The following is a 22,675-nucleotide window of genomic DNA, read 5'->3' on the forward strand; positions in this document are numbered from 1 at the left end:
TAGCTCCTAGCTCCTAGCTCCTAGCTCCTAGCTCCTAGCTCCTAAAATTATCAACCTTGTCGGTTTTCCTACAAGGTTTTTTTATAAATGTTACTTTCAACCTTTATTTTCGACCGCTTATCGTTTCTACTCGAATTGTTGAACAAACTCGTTATGATGATGCAGATGAAACAAAACGAGAAGTAACAATGAAAGCACAACTTTCCCTACTCAGCGTAGCACTGGTTGCAAGCCTTGGTAGTGCCACGGCATCCGCAAAAGAGCCGCTACAATTTAAAGATGTATTCGATTTCAAAGCAGCTAAAACAACGCAATTATCTGAAAATGGTGAAGTACTGAGCTTTAGTGCAACCCCATATCGTGGCGATGCAACAGGCCAAGTCTATACCTTAAACAATAATAAATTACTTGCAGAAATTGAGCGCGGCACTAAACCTCAGATCAACAAAGCAGCTAACTGGGTAGCATTCACCCAAGTCCCTACTTTGCTTGAAAAAGAAACCACAAAAAAGAAAGACACCTTAAAAAACAATCTAGTACTCGTTAATACAATAACGGGGGAACAACAAGTTTTTGAGAACGTAAAAGATTACCAGCTCTCTGATGATGGTCACTGGTTAGCTTATCGCTTTGATGAAAAAGCAGATAAAGACGCTGATAGTAAAGATATTGATGACACAAAAAATACCGCTAAAACCAGTGAAATCAAACCAGATAAGAAAGACAAAGCATTTGAGCTCATTGTTGTAAATTTAAAAGACAAAACAACTCATACTATTCATAACGTATTTAGTTACGCTATTAATTCATCTGGCAGCGAGCTACTTATCAGCCAAAGCTATCCTGACGGTAACGATAACCAAGTAGCATTAATTACATTAAACCAAACATTTGATACGAGTGTATTAATTGATGAACCAGGCGTGGTGGCAAATAAAATAGCTTGGCATCCAACTAAGAATATTGCCGCATTTACACTGGGTAATTATGTGAATGACGATATGCGCCGTCGCGATCATCAGCTAAAACTGTGGCAAAACGAACAGCTTACAAATATTGCTGCTCCTGAAAAAGATTGGACTATTGGTAAAACAGCAAAATTGAGCTGGTCTGAAGACGGTGAACGCTTGTACTTTGAGAATCATCCTAAGTTAGCGGCAAAAATTAAAGAAAAGAAATACACAGATCAAGCCTCGTTATTTGATTACGATACGATACGCGACCAAAAAGGCCTCCACGTTTGGCATAATAACGATGCCGAAATTAAACCCCGCGAAGAGCAACAATGGAAAGAAATCAATAAAAACCGCCATTATCAAGCCGTTTACCATCTTAATGGCAAACAAGTTGCGCAACTAAGTAACACTGACATGCCAGATTTGGCAATCAATACCAACAATCGCACTGCGTTACTTGGTTCTTCAAATTTACCTTATCTCAAACGTATTATGTATGGCGGTTTTTTTGCTGACTACTATGCAGTCAATGTGCAAAATGGTGAGCGTAAAGCAATTATCAGTGATTATCCGTTTAGACCCAGCCTATCACCCAGTGGACAATTTGCAGCTTACTTTGAAAATAGCCAAGTACAGCTTAAAGACTTAGGTAACAATAAAGTCAGTACCTTAACAACAGCGATTAAAGCAACGTTCGCCGATGATCAGCACGATTACCCTTCAACTCAACCGGGTTATGGTTTTGCCGGTTGGTTAGCTGATAGCAGCCAAGTGCTGGTATATAGCAAATACGATATCTGGGCATTTGACGTTAAAACCCTCAAAGCCACACGCCTTACACAAGGCAAAGAAAACAACACGCAATATCGAGTCATCAAACTTGATAAAGACCAAGTTGGCTTTAAACAAGATGAAACTTTACTACTTAGCGCTACAAACTTACAGCAAAAGCAAACTGAAATCACAAAACTCAATCTTGCTGATAACTCGATCAGCAAAGTATTAAGCGGTAAAAAACGTTTTGACGTGGTAAAAAAAGCTAAAAATGCCGCTAAATACCTATTCACTGAGCAAACTTATCAGCAGTTCCCTGATTTTTATCAAACTGATTTTAGCTTTAAAAATCCACAACGCGTTACTAACTTAAACCCACAAGTTAACGACTTTGCGTGGGGGCAAAAACCGGAGCTAATTAACTATAAAGGCTTTGATGGCGAAGACTTGCAAGGCGTATTAATAAAGCCTGCGGGCTATAAAAAGGGCGATAAAGTGCCAGTGGTGGTGTATTTTTACCGTTATATGAGTCAACGCATGTTTGATTTCCCTAAAATGGAATTAAACCATCGCCCTAACTTCCCAATGTTTACTTCGAACGGTTACGCAATTTTCTTACCTGATATTCGCTTTGAAATTGGTCACCCAGGTAAATCATCAACGCAAACCATGATCAACGCCACCCAAAAGCTGATTGATTTAGGTATCGCTGACCCTGATAAAATTGGCTTACAAGGGCATTCATGGGCTGGCTATCAAAGTGCCTTTATGATCACCCAAACTGATATGTTCAAAGCGGTAGTATCGGGTGCGCCAGTGTCAAACATGACCAGCGCTTACAGCGGTATTCGCTTAAAATCAGGATTAGCGCGTCAGTTCCAATATGAAACTGGGCAAAGCCGTATAGGTAAAACCTTGTTTGAAGCGCCAGAGCTTTACATCGAAAACTCACCGGTATTCTTCGCTGATAAAGTAAATACACCAATCTTAATTATGTTTGGTGATAAAGATGATGCTGTACCATGGCACGAAGGCGTACAGTATTATTTAGCGCTGCGCCGTGCAGGCAAAGATGCGACGTTTTTGCAGTATGAAGGTGAACCACACCACTTAAAGAAATTCCCTAACCAAGTGGATTTTTCAATTCGGATGATGCAGTACTTTGATCACTACTTAAAAGGCAAGCCTGCCGCTAAGTGGATGACCGGAGGCGAAGCTTTCATTGAAGAATAAGCAGCCATAAACTAAAACGCCCAGCAAATGCTGGGCGTTTTTTATTTACCTAAAACTACCTAGCCCGCTGACGATTACCGCCAACCTTAGGTTTGGTATTGGCTTTTTTAAACTGGCTAAAGCCGGTGTGGCGGCTAAGCGCTGGACGCCCGCCTTTACCTGCTTTAAGCGATTTTTCGTCACGGGTTTCTTCTGGCACTAAGCAGTTTGGACCTTTACCAATCAACTTGGCTTTGCCCATACTACGCAGTGCTTCACGGATCATCGGCCAACCTGCTGGATCGTGATAACGCAATATCGCTTTATGTAAACGACGTTGACGCGCGCCTTTTGGTACCGGTACTTGCTCAGTATTATTTTTAATATTACGCAGCGAGTTCATCCCAGTGTGATAAATAGTGGTGGCATTAGCCATTGGTGACGGATAAAAATTTTGCACTTGATCTAGTTTAAAATCATTCGACTTTAACCACAACGCCATGTTCACCATGTCTTCGTCTTTAGTGCCAGGATGCGCAGAAATAAAATAAGGGATCAGGTACTGCTTTTTCCCTGCTTCTTTTGAATATTTATCAAAAAGCTCTTTAAACTGATCATATGCGCCCATGCCTGGTTTCATCATCTTAGATAATGGCCCGTCTTCGGTATGCTCAGGCGCAATTTTTAAATAACCACCAACATGATGGGTTACGAGTTCTTTGACGTAACGAGGGTCTTGCACAGCTAAATCGTAGCGAACACCAGAGGCTATCAGGATTTTTTTAATACCCTTAACTTCACGAGCCTTTTTATACAACTCGATAGTCGGTGTATGGTCGGTATCCATATGCTTACAAATATCAGGATATACACACGATAAACGTCGGCAGGTACTCTCAGCTTTTTTGCTCTTACAACGCAGTTTATACATGTTTGCAGTTGGCCCACCAAGGTCCGAAATAACCCCAGTAAACCCTGGTACTTTGTCACGAATTTGTTCGATTTCTTCAATAATCGATTCTTGTGAACGACTTTGAATTATCCGTCCTTCATGCTCAGTAATTGAACAGAAACTACAGCCACCAAAACAACCTCGCATAATATTAACTGAGGTTTTGATCATGTCGTAAGCGGGGATTTTTGCAGTACCATAACTTGGATGCGGAACTCGCTGATAAGGCAATCCAAACACCGCATCCATTTCATGTGTTTCAAGCGGATACGCAGGTGGGTTAACCCAAATAGAGCGATCGCCATGGCGTTGGAATAACGCTCGAGCACAACCTGGGTTCGTTTCTTGATGTAAAATACGTGATGCATGAGCGTACAGTGGTTTATTAACACTCACTTGCTCAAACGCAGGTAGCTTAACGTAGGTTTTTTCCCAAGGTTTAGGACGCGCTGGCTGAATGGTAATTGGTTTTGCCGCTTCAGCTTGTAAATCAATACCCGCTTTTTTAAATTCGCTTTTGCTACAACCCACATCATCCGCACCATATGGGTTTGGAATTGGGTCAATTTTACCAATTTTATCAATCGCGGTAGAATCACTACCACGCCAGCCCGGTAATGGCTCTTTACGAATAACCGCCGTACCACGGATATCTTGAATGGTATCCATCGTTTCGCCGGCGGCAATACGATGAGCAACTTCTATTAATGGTCGCTCAGCATTACCGTAAATAAGAATATCGGCTTTGGCATCAAATAAAATACTACGGCGAACTTTTTCTTGCCAGTAATCATAATGGGCAATTCGACGTAAGCTGGCTTCGATACCACCTATTACAATTGGCACACCTTTGTAGGCTTCGCGGCATCGTTGTGAGTAAATCATCACCGCACGATCAGGACGCTTGCCACCCACATTACCGGGCGTGTAGGCATCATCATGGCGCATACGCTTTTCAGCCGTATAGCGGTTGATCATCGAGTCCATGTTACCGGCAGTCACACCAAAAAATAAGTTAGGCTTACCAAGTGCCATAAAGGCATCTTTCGAATCCCATTCTGGCTGAGCGATAATACCGACTCTAAAACCTTGTGCTTCAAGTACGCGACCAATTACCGCCATACCAAAGCTGGGGTGATCTACATAAGCATCACCACTGATAATGATGATATCGCAGCTATCCCAGCCAAGGGCATCCATCTCTTCGCGTGTAGTTGGTAAAAATGGTGCTGTGCCGTAACACTCAGCCCAATATTTAGGGTATGAGAATAACGCTCGCTTGGCTTTAAGTGCGCTCATATAAAGTAACCAATTGCTTTAAAAAAGGTCGCAAAGTATACCCGAATTAATCACCAAGCGATATTAGCTATTTACACTGGCATCAAACATAATATTATTTTTTACTTTCAATATATTGAATAAGCTCAACTTCAGGCATCGGTTTAGCGTACATAAAACCTTGCACTTCATCACAACCCAATTGCTTAAGAAAATCAGCTTGTGCTTGTGTTTCAACACCTTCTGCAATCGTTTTTAATCCGAGCTGCGCGCCAAGAGCTATAACCAGCTTGGCAATTGCGCCGCTGTCTTTTTCGGGTAAGTCTTTGACAAATGCACGATCTATTTTCAACCTATCCAACGGTAACTTTTGCAAATAACTCAGTGATGAAAAACCAGTGCCAAAATCATCTATCGCCACTTCAATACCAAACTCTTTTAGATCTTGCAGTGTTTCAATCACCATCGAGAGATCATCCATCACCACACTTTCGGTAACTTCTAATTCAATATTTTTTGGGTTGACCTGATATTTTCGCAAAGTATCTTTGACTTGTTGTGCGTAGCCTTTAACCTTAAATTGCGGTACCGACACATTGACCGCAATACAAATTTCAACACCTTGAGCCTCAAGACGTTTTTGCTGCTGACAAGCCTGATCCAATACCCATTGACCAATCTCAACAATTAGCCCTGCATCTTCAGCAAGTGGCACAAAAACCGCGGGGGAAATATAGTTACCTTGTCCCGACGGCCAACGTAGTAATGCTTCGCAGCCTTTTAATGACAAATCACTAAACGCCAATTGCGGTTGATACCAGACTTCCAATTTATTATTTTCAAAGTCTTGGCGAAGCTGGCGAATAATCCCTAATCGCCAAGCCATTTGCTCTTCCATATCGGGAGTGTAACAAACAGCATTCCCCTGATTACCTTTTTTAGCGTGATTGAGTGCGATATACGCAAGCTTAAGTGTTTCAATACCTGTGGTTTGAAAGTCCTGTTGCTCGCACAAACCAATTTTAAAATTAACCGGTAACAAATGCTCTGCTGCTGCAAACGGCAAACTTAAATTTTCACTTAATTCGTTTAAATCAAATCCATCGCGCTCAATTAAAAAACCAAATACATCTGCACCAATCCGTGACAGTAATTTAGCGTTTGGGTATTCTTGCTTGAGCCGTTCAACGATTGAAGTAAGCAAGTGATTACCCACCTCTTGACCCAGGCCATTGTTGATGTCTGAGAAATGTGCGACATCAATTAGAATAAATATATACTCGTTACTATTTAACCGATGATACTTTTCAATTTGTTCAATAAAATCAGTTCTATTGGCAAGACCTGTTAACACATCTTTGTAGGCTGCATCTCTGAGTTTATTAAAAAGTCTGACGTTATCTAAGCCTACACTGACGTTTGTTAAGAAAATTTCAGCAAATTGCAATTGTGTTAAGCTTGGTTGGCTAACGTACTCTAAGTAAATAGCAGCCTGACGATTTTTACTTTTCAATAAAAACGTAGTGTCGTGCTCAGTGTGCTGATGTTCGCCAAACTCAAAACAATTTTGCACTTGCAAAATAATCCGCCCATCATCAAGTTGTTCTACACCTTGGCCAATAAAAGCACTAAACTCAGCACAACCACCCAACACTTGAACCTGATAGCTATCATCCAGACTGCCACACACAACCCCCCTTGGCGCACAATCTAAAATTACCGAGAGCTGCTTAATCACCGCCATAGTAAATGCTTTAATGTCGGTAAAACCTAAAATAGCCTTTGAGGCTAACAGAATATTATTTAACGCTTTGCTTTGATATTCAAGTTGGCAAACTTGTTCGTATGAGCGAATAGCTGTAACTAACGAGGTAACTAGCTTACTGCGGGTAAGTTCGGTTTTAGTTTTATAATCATTGATATCATATTCTCGGATCACTCGCTCTTCAGGCGCATATCCGGGCTGACCCGTTCGTAAGATAATTCGTACGTTATGGTTTTTCAGCGTATCGCGTACCTCTTTAACTACTTTTAAGCCTGCATCATCGGATTCCATGACTACATCTAACAGTAATACCGACACATTATTAGTATTAGCTAACACTTCAACTGCTTCAGCGCCAGAATAAGCATGATGAAAACGCAGTGTTCTTCCCCAAAACTCAACGCCTGAGAGTGCTAGTTCTGTTACAGTGTGAATTTCAGGATCATCATCAACAATCAGAACATCCCAGTAATCTTTGGGCGCAACTTCTTCATGAGGCTCGTCTTCATGGTTGAAAAACAAAAAATCATTGTGTTCTGACGTCATTCCAAATCCTTTAAATTCAAATATTGCGCGCCATCATTTAATATTAAGACAATTCATTATTGACTAATAAGTTATCACTATTTAACTTATGATACAGTATTAATGTCGATGATTAATGAATATTGGTTTACAGATTATAGTCGATATTCAGCACCTTGCTGTGCGATAGTAGAATTTATAATTTAAGGAACAGCCATTAATATTTTACCCAGAATTACTAAATTTATTTTTCTGATTACTTTGATTTTACTGGTAATTGGACTGCTATTACCACAACAATACCAAGTCCAAAAGAGCATTAAAATTCATGCTCCGCAAACAGATATCACCCCGTTGCTTAGTGATTTTACCAAGTGGACTAGCTGGTCACCTTGGCAAAAAGTAGATCCAAGTATTGTTTTCACTATTGGAGAGCCTAGTTCTGGCGTGGGTGCTCATCAGTTTTGGCAAAGTAGCTGGGGAGTAGGTGAAATGACGATTACCAATATAAGCAGCACTAAAATCAATTTTAATATTCTCTTTAATGAAGAACATATTATTAAAGGTGTGATCTCTTTTTCACCTCTAGCTAATGGAAGTCAAGTAACATGCTCACTAGATGGCGAAGTTACTACTTCGATTCTAGGTGGCTATTTGGCGCTATTTAGCCAATATATTTTGGCAAATACGGTGAAACTTGGACTTAATAATTTAAAAACTACTGCGCAGCTGCAAACAGCAACACACAGCGAGAAGATCGATGACGATTCAAACAGCCCAAGCAAAAATTAACCTTGCTCATATAATTGAAATTAAACTAGGTTACTCGATGAGTAAAACCAGTTCGACTCGCCTTACCAGTGCCAGTGATGATAGTTATGGTCCACAAGGGCAAAGTAAACTGCCCTATCAAGTCAATAGTGATAACTCAACGCTCAATAGAGCCCAACATCGCCAACAATTACTACTTATCAAACAACAACAAAATATTGAAGCGATTATGGCTATGGCTATGGATTTTTGCCCCGACGTAACTAGTAAAGGGCAACCTGACAGTGATTGGGTCGAACGCTTTATTGCACTATGTGAAGATACTTCAAACGAATCAATGCAAAAACTGTGGGCAAAAATTTTAGCGGGAGAAACTGTATCACCGGGAACATTTTCAATTAAAAGCTTACAAACACTTAAGCAGATGACCCAGCGCGAAGCGGATGCACTACAAAAATGTACCGCAATTTGTGGCTATAATGAAAAAGATAATAGCCATTTAATTTTATTAGGCTTTTATAAAAAACCTTCGCTATTTGATTTGCTACGCAAAGGCAATAAAGTATCGTTTAACTTAGGTAAAGCTGGGATCAGTTTTCCTGATGTATTAACTTTGATGGATATTGGCCTAATCTACCGTAAAGAAATTGAATCTGCAGCGCTTAAGGCTGGCCAAGAAATGAATCTGACATTTTTAACCCAACGGGTCGTACTCAAACCAAAAAATAACGATTTAGTGCTCAGTTACTATAAATTTACGCAAACGGGTGATGAACTTAGAAAATTGATTAACACGCCAGTTAATAAGGCTTATAAGCAATTGTTAAGCAGTGCACTTGAGGAAGAGTTTGAAGTAGCGTGGCACGCAATTAAATAACGGTACCACGCCAAAGCAAACAAATTAGAAGTGAATTTGTATGCCTGCAAATGGACCTGATGCATCAATATTAGTATATAGATTATCAATATCATCAAGCTCTAGCGTCATTTGACGGTAACCCGCTTTGATATCTAAATCTACCGCTAAGTTGTCAAGTAAAGCCCATGCAATACCCGCTTGGTAGTCTTGTACTTTACTATCATCGATAGCAAGTAAGCTACCTTCAAAGAAAACACTTAAACCCGTTAACGGTAAGCCTACTTCAGCACGACCATAAACTAATGGCACAAAACCTGAAAAATCCACAGTTTCTGTTGTTGCTTTACCATTTGCTGTACCAGTAACAACAATATCGCCATCAAACTGCTTAGCATTTACACCTAAATCGATAGATAATAAGTCATTATCAAATATCTCATAGTATAAAATATAATCAACGTGTGATAAGTCGCTGATCGTAGTTGCTGTGGTATTGGTTGTAAATGAAGTACCACCAAACTCAAACGTCTCATTAAGCAAGGTTGAGCCATTTAACTCAAGCTCGGTATACTTTAACTTTATATTTGGCACTAATGGAATTGGATGCTCAAGCGCTGCGTAGTAGCTGATGAAGGTTTCATCTTCAAAATTAAAGTCTTGCATATTACCGCTATCTGAAAAGCTACCTGAATTATCAGATTGCCAGCCATCAACACCAACATATAAACCTAAAAGGGTGTCAGCGTGAGCCGCTGGAGCCAAAAATGCCATCGAAAGGGCAGCGGCTAAACAGTACTTTTTCATGTGTTATCCTTGCGCTAAAAGTTCGCTAAGTTCAATAAGAGCCGCATTGGCTCGTGAAATATAATTTGCCATTACTAATGAATGATTAGCAACAAAACCAAAACCATTACCATTTAAAATCACCGGACTCCAAACAGTCTCTTGGGTTGCTTCAAGCTCACGTATAATTTGTTGTAAGCTCACACGTGCATTCTTTTTCTCTAATACATCAGCAAAGTCATATTCTACCGCTTGCAAAAAATGTAATAAAGCCCAAGTTGCACCGCGTGACTCATAAAACACGTCATCTATTTCCCACCAAGAGGTTTTTATCTGATTTTGTAATGGTGCATAAGTCGCTTGATGTGCTTCTTTGTCACCGGCTAAATCAGTATTTAACCGATCTTGACCAACACTGGCACTTAACCGCTGACTTAAACTACCAAGGCGTTTTTCGGCTTCTTTTAACCAGCCTCGTAGGTTATCTGCCCGCGCATAAAACTGACTGTCACGGCTGTTTTGGTCAGCGATTTGAGTACGATACACAATTAATAAATCAATGCCTTTTTGGTATTCACTCTCGGCACTTGGCCACGCCCATGCTTCTGAACTAATATTAAATTGGGGCTGGGCTTTTTTTAGAGCTTCATGTTCGGTCGATTGCGACTGAGAACGGCTAAAGTCTTTACGCATTGATAGCGCCAAATCGCGCGTCATTTCTAATGCGCCATATTCCCAAGCAGGCATATTATCCATAAGAATACTCGGAGGTATTACATCATTTGATAAATAGCCACCAGGTTTATTCAATAATGTGCTGGCAACATTAATCAAAGCCGTAGTTGTTGTGTAACCTGTTACTAGTTTTTCGCCACGCTGCTGCGCATCCTGTTTAGCTTGCGTGATCACATTTACGCGGCTTGGCTCAACACTCCAATACACAGATACGGCATAAAATAAAATAAAAACTAATATTAGCCCTGCTATAATTTTCCCTTTATGTTGTGACATTTAATCTCCTAGTGATGTGTATGGTGCTGTTCAGATTGTGATACTTGCTCAACTTGGCTTTCTAATGAAACCACGGTAGCTTGAGTAAATACACGATCTCCATTGCTAAAATATAGCGTGAGTTTGAGCTCTTGCCCTATTTTTAACGGCTCTTTTGGTTCAAAAACCATTAAATGATAACTGCCTGGTTTAAAATCTAGCTGTTGATGTGCTTTGATCTCTAACGCATCTACTTTTTGCATTTTCATCATACCATTAACATGCTGATGTTCATGTACTTCAACTCGTCCTAAGCTCTCAAGGCTAGCCTTAGTTAATGTCACTGCTGCATCACCATGATTAACAAGCGTTAAATAACCAACACTAGATTGACTGCCAGGTAAAAAAATCCTTACTTGGGCATTGCTAACTACAATATCACTTGCTGTATCATGTTGATGCTCTGCATGGGCAAATAGCACTGGAGAGTATAGGCCTACAGCTAAAAAAGCCGCTGTGAAGATAGTTAGTAATGGCTTAAGAGTCATTTCGATCCTTGTTATAATAATCACTTTAAGTGCTAAATTTAGCATATTTGCGAAAAAATAGTCAGCTAAATTAGCATTTAAGGTAACCTCTGTGTGGCAAGCTATGCGACCTTTTTATTATCCGCGACTAACCAACACAGAAAAACAATCAGCAGTAGCGGCCATGCGATCATCACAGAACCAAACAACAAAGCCAGCATCACGCCGACTCCTATTATTAGACCTGCGCCAATCAAACCAACACTAACCAGCGCAATAATGGCAATAACGACCACCACAGCGACTAATGCACCAAATAATTCAATGCCAACCCAACTCAAGTCAGCAATCCACAAAGGGAGCTGCCATGAGTCAAACTGCATTATCTCAAATGGACTAGAAGCGATAAACAATGCTGCTAGCAGACACAGTGCAATAATTTTCATGGCGCTCTCCTAATAAACCTTGTTGTCTAAACAACAATGTGCAATTAAATAACCCGCACCTATAAATAGTGGGAACTGAATAAACAGTACAATAGTTGCTAATCGAGTTGCCCAAATCGGAAAGTCAAACCGACGCGCTAAGCCACTACATACTCCCGATATTTTTTTATTTAATGGATCTTTACTCCATTGAGTATTGTTATTAAATGTATTCATTTTTATAACTCCTAAGCCGACTGTTTTACTTTAGCTTTAAGTGCTGCAAGCTCTTTATCCAAGGCTTCGTCTTTAACAAGCGCATCAATTTGCATTGCCGTGTCTGATTGATTAGCTGCAGCCATTTCGTATGCTTCCACTTGTGATTCAATTGACTCAACTCGGCGCTCAATCACATCAAAACGCGACAGTGCATGTGCCACTTTATCGCTATGTAACTGTTGATTAACTCGTACTCGTGCATTTAAAACACTATGCACCTGAGTTAAGCTCTGCCGCTTTGCTTTGGCAGCACTAAGTTTGTCTTGTAAACGCTGTGCATCGTCAGCTAACTTGGCCATTGAATCGGTTAATTTAACGAGCTCAGGTTCAACAGCTGCCATATCAGCGGCTACACGCTGCTTTTCTTTTAATGCGGCTGTAGCTAAATCATCTCGGCCTTTACTGACGGCTATTTCGGCTTTTTCTTGCCATTGTGCTATGGATGTTAACTTATCGCTTTGCTGGCGTTTCAATGCTTTTTCTTCACACAAAATCGCTGCAGCAGTAGTACGGCACTCATTCAGAGCTTGTTGCATCTCGATAATAAGTAAATTAAGTAGTTTTGCTGGATCCTCTGCCTTATCAAGCACAGCGACCAAGTTTGATTGAATTAGATCATTAACACGATTCATTAGGCCCATGATTTTCTCCTGTTGATTATGGGTGATTACACCAAGGAGATTCCAAGACTTATGCCATGTCGTTAGAAAAACAACTAAAACAATAAATAACAATAGGATAGAAAGATAACATCAATTTAAAAGTGACGTTTAGCTGAATTAAAATACGTTAAATTAACTAAAAAAGTGATATTTTGACTAAATTTTAGGATCAAAAAAAGCCACTAAAAAGTGGCTTTCAAGATTAAAATTTCAGCTATTCAGGCACAAAACTTAATGCTTTATCCATCACTGATAAATCGGCTTGCTTACCATGGCCGTTTTCAGATAAATGACGTCTAAATCCTCGCGCCCCTGGTTGGCCTTGGAAAATACCCAACATATGGCGAGCTATATGCCAAAAGTTAGCGCCTTGGCGCATTTCATCTTCAATATAACCATACATTGAACGCACCACGTCATGACGGGATAATGTACACGCAGTATCACCGTAAATTTTCTCGTCCACTTCACTTAATATAAATGGATTACTATACGCTTCACGACCGATCATAACGCCATCAAGATGCGCTAAATGAGCAAGACTATCAGCGATGGTATTAACCCCACCATTTAAGCTTAAATCAAGCTGTGGGTAATCTTTTTTCAGTTGATAAACACGCGGATAATCAAGTGGTGGAACTTCACGGTTTTCTTTCGGACTTAATCCCTTTAGCCATGCTTTACGGGCGTGAATAATAAAGTCATCACAGCCAACCTTATGACTCGCTTCGATCAGCGCACATAAAAACTCATATGAATCCTGCTCATCAATACCAATGCGTGTTTTCACCGTAACAGGAATAGTAACCTCCGCCTTCATTGCTGCAATACAATCAGCAACAAGCTGCGGCTCGCCCATTAAACACGCACCAAAGCGGCCATTTTGCACTCGATCCGAAGGGCAACCAACATTTAGGTTTACTTCATCATAACCACGTTCAGCAGCCAGTTTTGCACACTTTGCCAAAGCTTCAGGATCAGAGCCACCTAATTGCAAAGCAACGGGGTTTTCATGTGTATTAAAGTGTAGATAATCACCACGCCCAAATAAAATTGCACCGGTTGTTACCATTTCGGTGTAAAGCACCGCATGCTTGGTCATTTTACGATGAAAAGTACGGCAATGGCGGTCTGTCCAATCAAGCATGGGTGCCACAGAAAAACGTCTATTCAAAGTAAAATCCTCAGATGATATATAAGTATAAGGGTTATTCCCTCATTGGAAGGCACTATATTTTACACAAATCAAAGCCGAGCTTCAATCGTAAGCAAGTTGTTGTTTGTCGGTAGCAGAGATTGAGTTGTTTAACGCAGCTACAAAAATGTACACTGCGCTTTTGATAACATACTTAAAACGATTTTGTTAGATTATCAAATTGCTGGCCTTGCACTGTAATGGTGGTTTTTTCTAAGCTTATATAATCATTTTTTTGCTTGGGGTTAACCAAACGTGCTGCGACTTCAAATTTAGCAACTTTAGCTTCGCTATTTAGCTCAAGTATTTTTAAAGATGAATGAGTATCATGCTTAGCTGACTGCACATAATATTCACCAGCCCAACTGGCATCAAACACTAAATTAGGCGCATTTTTAGCGGAAGATTCAATAAACACTCCCTCTTTAATTTCGTCTCGTAATAAAGTAACGGTGTAATGATCTCCTCCCGTATGACCGAAATATACGGTAACAGCATGATTGTCATTATGGCTAAAATCATAGTCAGTAACTTGAATAACCTTCATTTCGCTTTGAGGCGGTTCAACGCAGGCCGTTAATCCCAAAACAAGAAAACCGCATAAAATAATCTTTTTTAATAACATTTTTCATTCCTTAAATTTTATTACGTTATATTTAATCTAGATAATTCTAAGCAACAATTCAAAATTTTATATGACAATAGCTATTTAACAGCAATACACAGCCTTTATGTAAATACTTGTAAGCCAAAATAGTGGGCTATCCCGTCGAGTATATTTGTCACGGCAACTGATGAAAGGATCAAACCCATGATCCGGCTGATGATACTCGCACCGCTGTCACCAATTAATTTGTGAACATGGGTTGCCAACAGTAACAGCACAAGTACCACAACAAGAACAGCTAACATCATTGATGAAGTAATTAACTGCTCAACCCACGTGTATTCAGTGTTACGAGTCATCAAAACAGCGCCAAGCATCGCACCTGGACTGGCGATTGATGGAATAGCTAAAGGGAAAATGGCCGTTTCAGTGCTATCACGTACACTTTTAATTTCCATTTCTGGTTTACTTTCACCAAAGATCATAGACAAAGCGAACAGCAATAACACGATACCACCTGCGATTTGAAACGCTGACAAGGGGATATTGATAGCATTTAAAAGCAGCTCCCCAGCGACAACAAAAAACAATAGTACCCCAGCAGACACCAGAACAGCTTTCAACGCGACTTTACGTTTGAATTTGTCACTATCACCGCGTGTTAAGGCTATAAAAACAGGCACAGTACCGATTGGATCAATAACCGCAAAAAAGAAAATAAATACCGCTAATAATTCATTCATTGTTGGCCTTCCTAGAATAAAACTGTCTAATAAAAACGCTGCAACTACAATACAGTATGTTAGTATATCACGGTAGCGTAAGGATAAGAGAAGATGAAAATAGAATCACTCGTTAGTAAAGCCAAACAAGTGTGTGACAATCGCGGTGCGCGATTCACTCCAATTCGTGAAAAAGTATTTCGCCTATTAGCAAGTGCGCAAGGCGGAGTGGGCGCTTATGATTTATTAGAGCAACTAAAACTCACTGAATCAGGAGCAAAACCAGCCACAATTTACCGTGCCTTAGACTTTTTAGCTGAATTAGGTTTTATTCACAAAATTGAAAGTACTAACGCATTTATGTTGTGTCATCATTTTGATCATATCCACCCTGTACAACTGTTGATATGCGATAGTTGTGGTTTTGTCAAAGAGCTACACTCTAGCGTGATTTCGCATGAACTTAATAGTCTTGCTGCTGAGAGTGGTTTCGTCGTATCGGGGCAAACTATTGAAGCCCATGGTAGATGTGGAAATTGTAAAGAATAATTAAGTGCAGAGCTAAAATAACTCACTACACTTTAACGTATAACCGCAGTTAAACTGCTAAATTCGAGGGATAAACAATAATGAATGTAGAGTTCATCAATCCTTTTTTATCATCTTTATTAAATGTGCTCAGCACAATGGCGCAAACCGAACTAAAACCGGGTAAGCCGAAAATAAAAAAAGATGAAGTTGCCTGTGGCGACGTTTCGGGATTAATTGGCATGGTAGGACCGCAAACTAAAGGTTCATTTTCGATCACTTTTGATGAGAGCCTTGCCCTGACTATTATGGAAAGAATGCTAGGTGAACGCCCTGATTCGATCAATGAAGAAGTAACCGATATGGTTGGTGAAATTACCAATATGGTCACTGGTGGGGCAAAAAATCTACTTGGTGAAAAAGGCTATGACTTTAATATGGCTACACCAATCGTTGTGTCTGGTAAAGGTCATACCATAACTCATAAAAGTGAAGGGGCAAAAATATTGATCCCATTTACCTCTGATGCCGGTAATGCCAATATTGAAGTTAGTTTCGATAAAATATGAGCTGGTTGCAAAAACAACTACTTTTAAAGCCTCGCTCTCGAGGCTTTCATATTATTGATAGCGAAATACTCAGCCAACTCCCTGAGATTTCCGATTACCAAATTGGCTTATTACACCTTTTTATACAGCATACCTCAGCCAGCTTAACGATTAATGAAAATGCTGATCCGACAGTACGTATGGATATGGAAAGTCACTTCAATAAATTTGTTCCCGAGCGCCAACCTTATTATCGTCATGATTACGAAGGTGCTGATGATATGCCTGCGCATATAAAAACGAGTACCTTAGGCTGCGAGCTAACGATTCCAATTAGCCAAGGACGTTTACAGCTTGGTACATGGCAAGGGATCTATTTAGGCGAACATCGTGATCATGGCGGCGCAAGACGTATTATTGCAACGCTGCAAGGGCAAGTTTAAATAAAACTATTTAAATTGAAATACTAAATAAATTGGATATGTGCTTTAAGCAATAACTGCTTGTCAATCAAACTTGGGTGGGTATTCATTTTGAAAAGATTGGAGCGGTACACGAGGCTCGAACTGCTTATGACTTAGTTCGACCTTGGCATATTTTATTTTAGATTGCTTAAAGAGATTGGAGCGGTACACGAGGCTCGAACTCGTGACCTCGACCTTGGCAAGGTCGCGCTCTACCAACTGAGCTAGTACCGCATAATATTTTCACTTTAAACTTACTCCAATTTCTTTGGTTAGAAATTGGAGCGGCACACGAGGCTCGAACTCGTGACCTCGACCTTGGCAAGGTCGCGCTCTACCAACTGAGCTAGTGCCGCATTTCAAAATAGTCAGTAATTTGTCCGTTGGTGCGCGACAAGTCGCGGTAAAACGTTCTGGCAACTGAGCTAGTGCCGCATTTCAAAATAGTCAGTAATTTGTCCGTTGGTGCGCGACAAGTCGCGGTAAAACGTTCTGGCAACTGAGCTAGTGCCGCATTATAATTTTTAGGTTATAGGTTCTAAAAAAGTTTATAGCTTTTAATTTGAAACTTGCTGCAATTTCTTTGGTGAGAAATTGGAGCGGCACACGAGGCTCGAACTCGTGACCTCGACCTTGGCAAGGTCGCGCTCTACCAACTGAGCTAGTGCCGCATTCAAAATAGTCAGTAATTTTTCCGTTGGTCCGCGACAGGTCGCGGTGAACGTTCCGGCAACTGAACTAGTGCCGCATTCAAATTGCTCAAGCACACTAACCCCGCGGGGGTTATCGTCTTAAGCGGGGCAGGATTCTACAATAATCCGATGTGTTTGCAAGTGTTTTTTACAAATTAAAGAATTTTTCTTGGTAGACTTTTAATTCCATGATGGAATCTTTGATATCATCAAGAGCAAGGTGTGAACCTTTTTTGTGCACTTGTGCTAAAACTTCTGGTTTCCAGCGTCTTGCTAGTTCTTTGATAGTGCTTACGTCTAAATTACGATAGTGGAAGTAATCTTCCAGTTCACGCATATATTTATTCATAAAGCGTCTATCTTGGCCTATTGAATTACCACACATAGGCGAAGCGCCTGCAGGAACCCACTGCTTTAAAAATGCCAAAGTTTGTTCAACAGCATCTTGCTCTGTGAATGTGCTCGCTTTACAGCGTGCAGTTAACCCTGACTGACCATGTTGCTTAGTACACCATTCATCCATACCATCAAGCAATTCATCACTTTGATGAATAGCAATAGTTGGCCCTTCAGCCAAGATGTTTAACGCACTGTCGGTGACAACCGTGGCGATTTCGAGTATTTTGTCTGTACTTGGTTCAAGACCTGTCATTTCGAGGTCGAGCCAAATCAGATTTGATTTATGAAAAGACATAATTACCTTGCGGTGCTTTCCTTTAGATCTAACGCATTTAGATATATCATATTAGTATCATCAGTCGACCTAAAGCTTTTTTTTCAAAAAGCACGACATTTAACTAAGTTATGGGCCAAAAGTGGCAAAACAGAAGAAATTAAGTAAAGGTCAATCCCGTAGGATTAAGGCCAATCACCAAAAACGCTTGTCTAATGCAGATTCTGCGCCAACCACTAACAAGGTTGAGCAATGGCAAACTGACAATTTAGGTGCGCCTGAAAATGCCGTGGTGATCAGTCGGTTTGGTCAACATGCCGATATTGAAACTGATAACGGAGATGTTTTGCGCTGCAATATTCGCCGTACCGTTAAAGGTATTGTTTGCGGAGACGAAGTGCAATTTCGCCGCGCAAAAGTCAGCGAAGGTGATTTAGCTGGCGTTATAGAAGCGATGCATGAACGGCGCTCGCAACTTACTCGCCCTGATTTTTACGACGGTGTAAAAGTCATAGCCGCCAACATTGACCAGATTTTGATGGTCTCTGCGGTACTACCAGAGTTTACCCCCAGTATTATCGACCGCTATTTAATTGCCTGCGAAGATATGGGCATTGAGCCTATTTTAGTGCTCAATAAAATAGATTTAATTGATGAGCCTGGGCTTGCTAACATCAACAAAATTTTGGATATTTATAGGTCACTTGATTATCAAGTATTACTAGTAAGTAATAAAACCGGTTACGGTATTGATGCACTCAAAGAAACCTTAATTGATAAAAATAGTATTTTTGTTGGTCAAAGTGGTGTGGGGAAATCAACTTTAGTTAACACTGTTTTACCTGATGCCGAAATACTGACCAAAGAGGTCTCTGAAAATAGTGGCCTTGGCCAACACACAACAACTGTGTCACGACTTCATCACTTACCTTCAGGCGGTAACTTAATTGATTCCCCTGGTATTCGTGAATTTGGCTTGTGGCACTTAGATGTAGAGCGTGTTACTTGGTGCTTTAAAGAGTTTCGCAAGTTTATTGGCGGTTGCCGCTTTAGAGACTGTAAACATTTAAATGATCCAGGCTGTATAATTCGCCAAGCAATCGATGATGGTGATATTTCACAGCTACGTTTTGATAGCTACCATAGAATTTTAGAAACAATGGCCGATGGCCGAGCGGGTGCTCGTGCTCCACGCGTATAATTTTTTAGGAAAAAACTTGTGAGTTTAGACAAATTCAAAATCGCAATGCAGTACGCAATGCCAAAACATTTTGTATCCCGTATGGTAGGCAAGTTAGCTGCAGCTAAAGCAGGTGCACTAACAACTACTTTAATTAAATTGTTTATTAAACAATATAAAATTGATATGAATGAAGCGCAATATAGCGACCCATCTCACTATAAAACGTTTAATGAGTTTTTTACTCGTCCTTTAAAAGAAGGCGTTCGGCCATTAACCACTGAAGATGACATCATTACTCACCCTGTAGATGGTGCCATCAGTCAATTAGGCCCAATTGTTGAAGGCCAGCTTATTCAAGCTAAAAATCACAACTATAGCTTACAAGCTTTACTTGGCGGCTCAGAGCAAGATACAGCGCCATTTTTAGGCGGCGACTTTGCAACGATTTACTTAGCGCCAAAAGATTATCATCGTATTCATATGCCGATTGATGGCACCTTGAGTAAAATGATTTACGTCCCCGGTGATTTATTTTCAGTAAACCCACTTACCGCGCAAAATGTACCTAACCTATTCGCTCGTAACGAACGCGTAGTAGCCATTTTTGAGACTGAAATTGGCCCGCTTGCTATGGTATTAGTGGGTGCAACAATTGTTGCCAGTATCGAAACTATTTGGGCCGGTACAGTTACACCACCAGCAGGTAAAGATGTATTTAGCTGGAACTACAAAACCTCAAGTGAAAATGCAATTACCTTGAAAAAGGGTGAAGAGATGGGTCGCTTTAAATTAGGCTCCACGGTTATTTTAGCCTGGGGTGCTAGTAAAGCAGATATCTTTGATGATCAAAAACCAGGCACAGTTACTCGCATGGGCACACCGTTTGCTAAAGTTGATGATTGATGATTGATGATTGATGATTAATACCTAATTAATAATTAAGTTATAACTCATTTTAATTAAAAACGCGGACCGACTAATGCAGTCATGCCGCGTTTTTTATTTAAGCTCTTTCCCCTGCACACTCAGTACATTCGGGCGCTTTAGTTAATTTAAACTGCTGCTGCGCTAAACTTAGCCCATCAAAACGAATAAACTGACTGCCTTGATGATGGCCCAGCAAGATATTAACTGCCAACAGTGCTTGCATCGAGCCAATAACACCTAACAACGGACTAAGCACGCCCGCGTTACTGCAATTAAGCGCCTGCTGTTGCGGTTGTGCTCCAAATATACACCCGTAACAAGGGCTCTGTGGCTGGCGAAAATCAAAACACATCAGCTGCCCTTCACTCGCTATTGCCGCCCCCGACACCAGTGGAATACCCAGTGCCAAGCATTGCTGGTTTACTACATAGCGAGTGCTGAAGTTATCGCTGCAATCAAGTACTAAGGTTGCGCCAGTAAAAACTTGCTCAGCATTTTCAGTGGTTAATTTTGCACTTACGGTGTTGATCTTGATTTGATTATTTAAGCTGCTTAATACTTTGCCCGCAGCGCTGACCTTATCTTGCCCTAAATGATTTACTTTATAGAGCACTTGGCGCTGTAAATTTGAAAGCTCAACCTTATCATCATCTAACAAGCTTAATTCGCCAATGCCAGCCGCAGCTAAATACAGTAATGCGGGGCTGCCTAACCCCCCCGCTCCAATTACCACAACGTGAGCGGCTTTGAGCTTTAACTGCCCTTCAAAGCCGACTTCTTTAAGCATTAAATGCCGACTGTAACGTAACTGCTCTTTGTCAGATAAAGATCCTTTTATTGCCTCACTCATTGCTATTAATAGCCATTTGTAAATCGGCAATCGCCTGTTGATAGTCACTTGCTTCACTAATAGCCCTAACAACAGCTACACTGCCAACACCGGTTGCAGCAACCTCGCCCGCTCGTGATAAATCAATGCCACCAATAGCTACCGTTGGGTAATCACTCATTAACGGCACAAAATGCTTTAACTTTTCAAGCCCTTGAATTTGCCCTGTCATATCTTTGGTCGTGGTTGGGTAAATAGCGCCAAACGCCATATAACTCGGGCGGTAATTATGAGCGCGCAGCATTTCATAAAAACCATGGGTCGAAATCCCCAAACGCATGCCCGACTCTTTAATGGCCACCAGATTAGCCTCAAGTAAATCTTCTTGACCTAAATGCACACCATAGGCGCCATGTTTGATCGCCAGCTGCCAATGATCGTTGATATACACATTGCCATCGTACTTTTTACCAAGTGTGACCGCCGCAGCAATAGCGTGTTCAAGCTCTTCTGCGCTGGCGTTTTTCATTCTAAGTTGTACAGTTTTAACGCCTTGCGCTAAGCACTTTTCTAACCAATCGAGACTATCAACCACCGCATATAAACCAAGCTGTTTGTTTTCACACTCAGTAAAACCTGCCGCCATAGTAAATTCGTTTGGTTGTTCAAAATCCAGCTCATCACCCAGCCAACTGCCCGCTTCAATGACTTGTGGGTAATCATCAAGATTATCGGGAAAGCTCGTTTGTGCCACAGGGCCAATTCCTTCACCATAACGAACCGCAGCTTTTAAGCCTTGATTTATATAGGCTTTGGCTAAAATAAAGGCATCTTTAAGCGGGTAACCTTTCGCTAAACACGCTGCAATCACTGACGCCATACTACAACCGGTACCATGGCTGTGCGGCGTTTGAATTTTTTCGTTACCAAGCCAATATTCATTACTGCCATAAGAGCTGGCATCACTGCAGTAATCAATGCAATATCCGCTTGGATAATCCCAATGGCCACCTTTGATCAGCACCGCTTTTGCGCCCCAGCTTTGCAGCTTAGCCGCAGCCTCGATCACCGCACTGGGACCAATTAAATATATCCCAGTGAGCAACTGCGTTTCATGGGTATTCGGAGTGATCACATCCACCAGCGGCAATAAGCATTCTTTAATTGCGCTAACGGTATCTTCTTCTGTCAGTAAGTCACCACTGCTAGCAATGGCCACCGGATCATATACAACCAAAGGCGCAACCGGCCAAGTGGCTTTATAATGTTTTAGATGCTCACTGATCAATTGAATTTGCTGCACATTGGCAAGCATACCAATTTTAATAACACGGGCTTTCATGTCGCTTTCAAGGGCGAGTAATTGCGACTCAATAACATCGGTTGAAATCGGGTTAAGTGCTTCAACGCCTAGGCTGTTTTGCGCAGTCAATGCGGTGATCGCTGTACAACCATGGACGCCAAAACTTTGCATCGCTTTAATATCCGCCTGAATACCTGCACCACCACCAGAGTCAGAGCCAGCAATTGTCCAAACAACATGATTCAT

22 protein-coding genes and 3 tRNA genes are annotated in these 22,675 nt (G+C 40.9%); 8 read left to right on the forward strand and 17 right to left on the reverse strand.

Annotated elements, in window-relative coordinates; all coding sequences use genetic code 11:
* Positions 1 to 188: 188 nt before the first annotated feature.
* On the forward strand, positions 189 to 2,963 hold the full coding sequence (locus tag H5163_RS17760; RefSeq protein ID WP_182735666.1) for a prolyl oligopeptidase family serine peptidase: 2,775 nt from the start codon (positions 189 to 191) through the stop codon (positions 2,961 to 2,963).
* A 55-nt stretch (positions 2,964 to 3,018) separates the two neighbouring features.
* On the opposite strand, the gene H5163_RS17765 is transcribed toward H5163_RS17760, so the two are convergent.
* Positions 3,019 to 5,193: a YgiQ family radical SAM protein gene (locus H5163_RS17765; protein ID WP_145234682.1), complete on the reverse strand. Its 2,175-nt coding sequence runs from the start codon at positions 5,191 to 5,193 to the stop codon at positions 3,019 to 3,021.
* A 94-nt stretch (positions 5,194 to 5,287) separates the two neighbouring features.
* Complete coding sequence (locus H5163_RS17770; protein ID WP_182732595.1) at positions 5,288 to 7,483, reverse strand: EAL domain-containing protein; 2,196 nt, start codon at positions 7,481 to 7,483, stop codon at positions 5,288 to 5,290.
* A 240-nt stretch (positions 7,484 to 7,723) separates the two neighbouring features.
* On the opposite strand from H5163_RS17770, the gene H5163_RS17775 reads away from it, so the two are divergent.
* Together H5163_RS17775 and H5163_RS17780 are read left to right on the forward strand one after the other, a co-directional pair.
* Positions 7,724 to 8,254 carry an SRPBCC family protein gene (locus tag H5163_RS17775; RefSeq protein ID WP_182735667.1) on the forward strand — a complete coding sequence of 177 codons (531 nt, stop codon included), beginning with the start codon at positions 7,724 to 7,726 and terminating at the stop codon, positions 8,252 to 8,254.
* Entirely contained in the window at positions 8,223 to 9,110 is an 888-nt protein-coding gene (locus tag H5163_RS17780; RefSeq protein ID WP_145234676.1) for a TIGR03899 family protein, read from the forward strand. The genes H5163_RS17775 and H5163_RS17780 overlap by 32 nt, the downstream gene beginning before the upstream one ends.
* Positions 9,111 to 9,134: 24 nt before the next feature.
* Here the strand turns inward: H5163_RS17780 and H5163_RS17785 are convergent, their stop codons facing one another.
* The 9 genes from H5163_RS17785 to H5163_RS17825 all read right to left on the reverse strand — a co-directional run bounded on the left by H5163_RS17785 (position 9,135) and on the right by H5163_RS17825 (position 15,303).
* On the reverse strand, positions 9,135 to 9,896 hold the full coding sequence (locus H5163_RS17785; RefSeq protein WP_145234674.1) for a TIGR04219 family outer membrane beta-barrel protein: 762 nt from the start codon (positions 9,894 to 9,896) through the stop codon (positions 9,135 to 9,137).
* Positions 9,897 to 9,899: 3 nt separating this feature from the next.
* Positions 9,900 to 10,886, reverse strand: coding sequence for a DUF2333 family protein (locus H5163_RS17790; protein ID WP_145234671.1), 987 nt, complete (start codon positions 10,884 to 10,886; stop codon positions 9,900 to 9,902).
* An 8-nt stretch (positions 10,887 to 10,894) separates the two neighbouring features.
* The gene (locus H5163_RS17795) at positions 10,895 to 11,413 is read right to left on the reverse strand and encodes a copper chaperone PCu(A)C (RefSeq protein WP_145234669.1); all 519 of its coding nucleotides are present in this window, start codon (positions 11,411 to 11,413) and stop codon (positions 10,895 to 10,897) included.
* Positions 11,414 to 11,514: 101 nt separating this feature from the next.
* Positions 11,515 to 11,838 carry a hypothetical protein gene (locus tag H5163_RS17800; RefSeq protein WP_145234667.1) on the reverse strand — a complete coding sequence of 108 codons (324 nt, stop codon included), beginning with the start codon at positions 11,836 to 11,838 and terminating at the stop codon, positions 11,515 to 11,517.
* Between the two features lie 9 nt (positions 11,839 to 11,847).
* On the reverse strand, positions 11,848 to 12,054 hold the full coding sequence (locus H5163_RS17805) for a PspC domain-containing protein (protein ID WP_145234665.1): 207 nt from the start codon (positions 12,052 to 12,054) through the stop codon (positions 11,848 to 11,850).
* An 11-nt stretch (positions 12,055 to 12,065) separates the two neighbouring features.
* The gene (locus H5163_RS17810) at positions 12,066 to 12,737 is read right to left on the reverse strand and encodes a PspA/IM30 family protein (protein ID WP_182735668.1); all 672 of its coding nucleotides are present in this window, start codon (positions 12,735 to 12,737) and stop codon (positions 12,066 to 12,068) included.
* Between the two features lie 235 nt (positions 12,738 to 12,972).
* Positions 12,973 to 13,932, reverse strand: coding sequence for a tRNA dihydrouridine(20/20a) synthase DusA (gene dusA / locus H5163_RS17815; RefSeq protein ID WP_220493312.1), 960 nt, complete (start codon positions 13,930 to 13,932; stop codon positions 12,973 to 12,975).
* A 175-nt stretch (positions 13,933 to 14,107) separates the two neighbouring features.
* Complete coding sequence (locus tag H5163_RS17820; RefSeq protein ID WP_145234659.1) at positions 14,108 to 14,578, reverse strand: outer membrane lipoprotein-sorting protein; 471 nt, start codon at positions 14,576 to 14,578, stop codon at positions 14,108 to 14,110.
* A gap of 104 nt (positions 14,579 to 14,682) precedes the next feature.
* Entirely contained in the window at positions 14,683 to 15,303 is a 621-nt protein-coding gene (locus tag H5163_RS17825; protein WP_145234657.1) for a MarC family protein, read from the reverse strand.
* A 93-nt stretch (positions 15,304 to 15,396) separates the two neighbouring features.
* Here H5163_RS17825 and H5163_RS17830 point away from each other — a divergent pair, with 93 nt between their 5' ends.
* The 3 genes from H5163_RS17830 to H5163_RS17840 all read left to right on the forward strand — a co-directional run bounded on the left by H5163_RS17830 (position 15,397) and on the right by H5163_RS17840 (position 16,801).
* Positions 15,397 to 15,831: a transcriptional repressor gene (locus H5163_RS17830; RefSeq protein WP_145234655.1), complete on the forward strand. Its 435-nt coding sequence runs from the start codon at positions 15,397 to 15,399 to the stop codon at positions 15,829 to 15,831.
* Positions 15,832 to 15,911: 80 nt separating this feature from the next.
* Positions 15,912 to 16,379, forward strand: a complete 468-nt coding sequence (locus H5163_RS17835) for a chemotaxis protein CheX (protein WP_145234652.1) — start codon at positions 15,912 to 15,914, stop codon at positions 16,377 to 16,379.
* Positions 16,376 to 16,801, forward strand: coding sequence for a secondary thiamine-phosphate synthase enzyme YjbQ (locus tag H5163_RS17840; RefSeq protein WP_182735669.1), 426 nt, complete (start codon positions 16,376 to 16,378; stop codon positions 16,799 to 16,801). The genes H5163_RS17835 and H5163_RS17840 overlap by 4 nt, the downstream gene beginning before the upstream one ends.
* Before the next feature lie 179 nt (positions 16,802 to 16,980).
* Here the strand turns inward: H5163_RS17840 and H5163_RS17845 are convergent.
* The 4 genes from H5163_RS17845 to orn all read right to left on the reverse strand — a co-directional run bounded on the left by H5163_RS17845 (position 16,981) and on the right by orn (position 18,208).
* Positions 16,981 to 17,056, reverse strand: a tRNA-Gly gene (locus H5163_RS17845).
* 46 nt (positions 17,057 to 17,102) lie between these two features.
* Positions 17,103 to 17,178, reverse strand: a tRNA-Gly gene (locus tag H5163_RS17850).
* Between the two features lie 239 nt (positions 17,179 to 17,417).
* Positions 17,418 to 17,493: transfer RNA gene (locus tag H5163_RS17855), tRNA-Gly, on the reverse strand.
* Positions 17,494 to 17,662: 169 nt separating this feature from the next.
* Positions 17,663 to 18,208, reverse strand: a complete 546-nt coding sequence (gene orn / locus H5163_RS17860) for an oligoribonuclease (RefSeq protein WP_145234646.1) — start codon at positions 18,206 to 18,208, stop codon at positions 17,663 to 17,665.
* 121 nt (positions 18,209 to 18,329) lie between these two features.
* On the opposite strand from orn, the gene rsgA reads away from it, so the two are divergent.
* Both rsgA and asd read left to right on the forward strand, forming a co-directional pair.
* Positions 18,330 to 19,388, forward strand: a complete 1,059-nt coding sequence (gene rsgA, locus H5163_RS17865) for a small ribosomal subunit biogenesis GTPase RsgA (protein WP_145234644.1) — start codon at positions 18,330 to 18,332, stop codon at positions 19,386 to 19,388.
* A gap of 18 nt (positions 19,389 to 19,406) precedes the next feature.
* The gene (asd, locus tag H5163_RS17870) at positions 19,407 to 20,273 is read left to right on the forward strand and encodes an archaetidylserine decarboxylase (protein WP_182735670.1); all 867 of its coding nucleotides are present in this window, start codon (positions 19,407 to 19,409) and stop codon (positions 20,271 to 20,273) included.
* 100 nt (positions 20,274 to 20,373) lie between these two features.
* On the opposite strand, the gene H5163_RS17875 is transcribed toward asd, so the two are convergent.
* Positions 20,374 to 21,147 (reverse strand): HesA/MoeB/ThiF family protein, encoded by a 774-nt coding sequence (locus tag H5163_RS17875; RefSeq protein ID WP_182732512.1) that lies wholly within the window; start codon positions 21,145 to 21,147, stop codon positions 20,374 to 20,376.
* Entirely contained in the window at positions 21,140 to 22,675 is a 1,536-nt protein-coding gene (gene thiE / locus H5163_RS17880) for a thiamine phosphate synthase (protein WP_182735671.1), read from the reverse strand. The genes H5163_RS17875 and thiE overlap by 8 nt, the downstream gene beginning before the upstream one ends.

It is taken from the genome of Pseudoalteromonas sp. SG44-8, from assembly GCF_014164125.1.
Lineage (GTDB): Bacteria > Pseudomonadota > Gammaproteobacteria > Enterobacterales > Alteromonadaceae > Pseudoalteromonas > Pseudoalteromonas rhizosphaerae.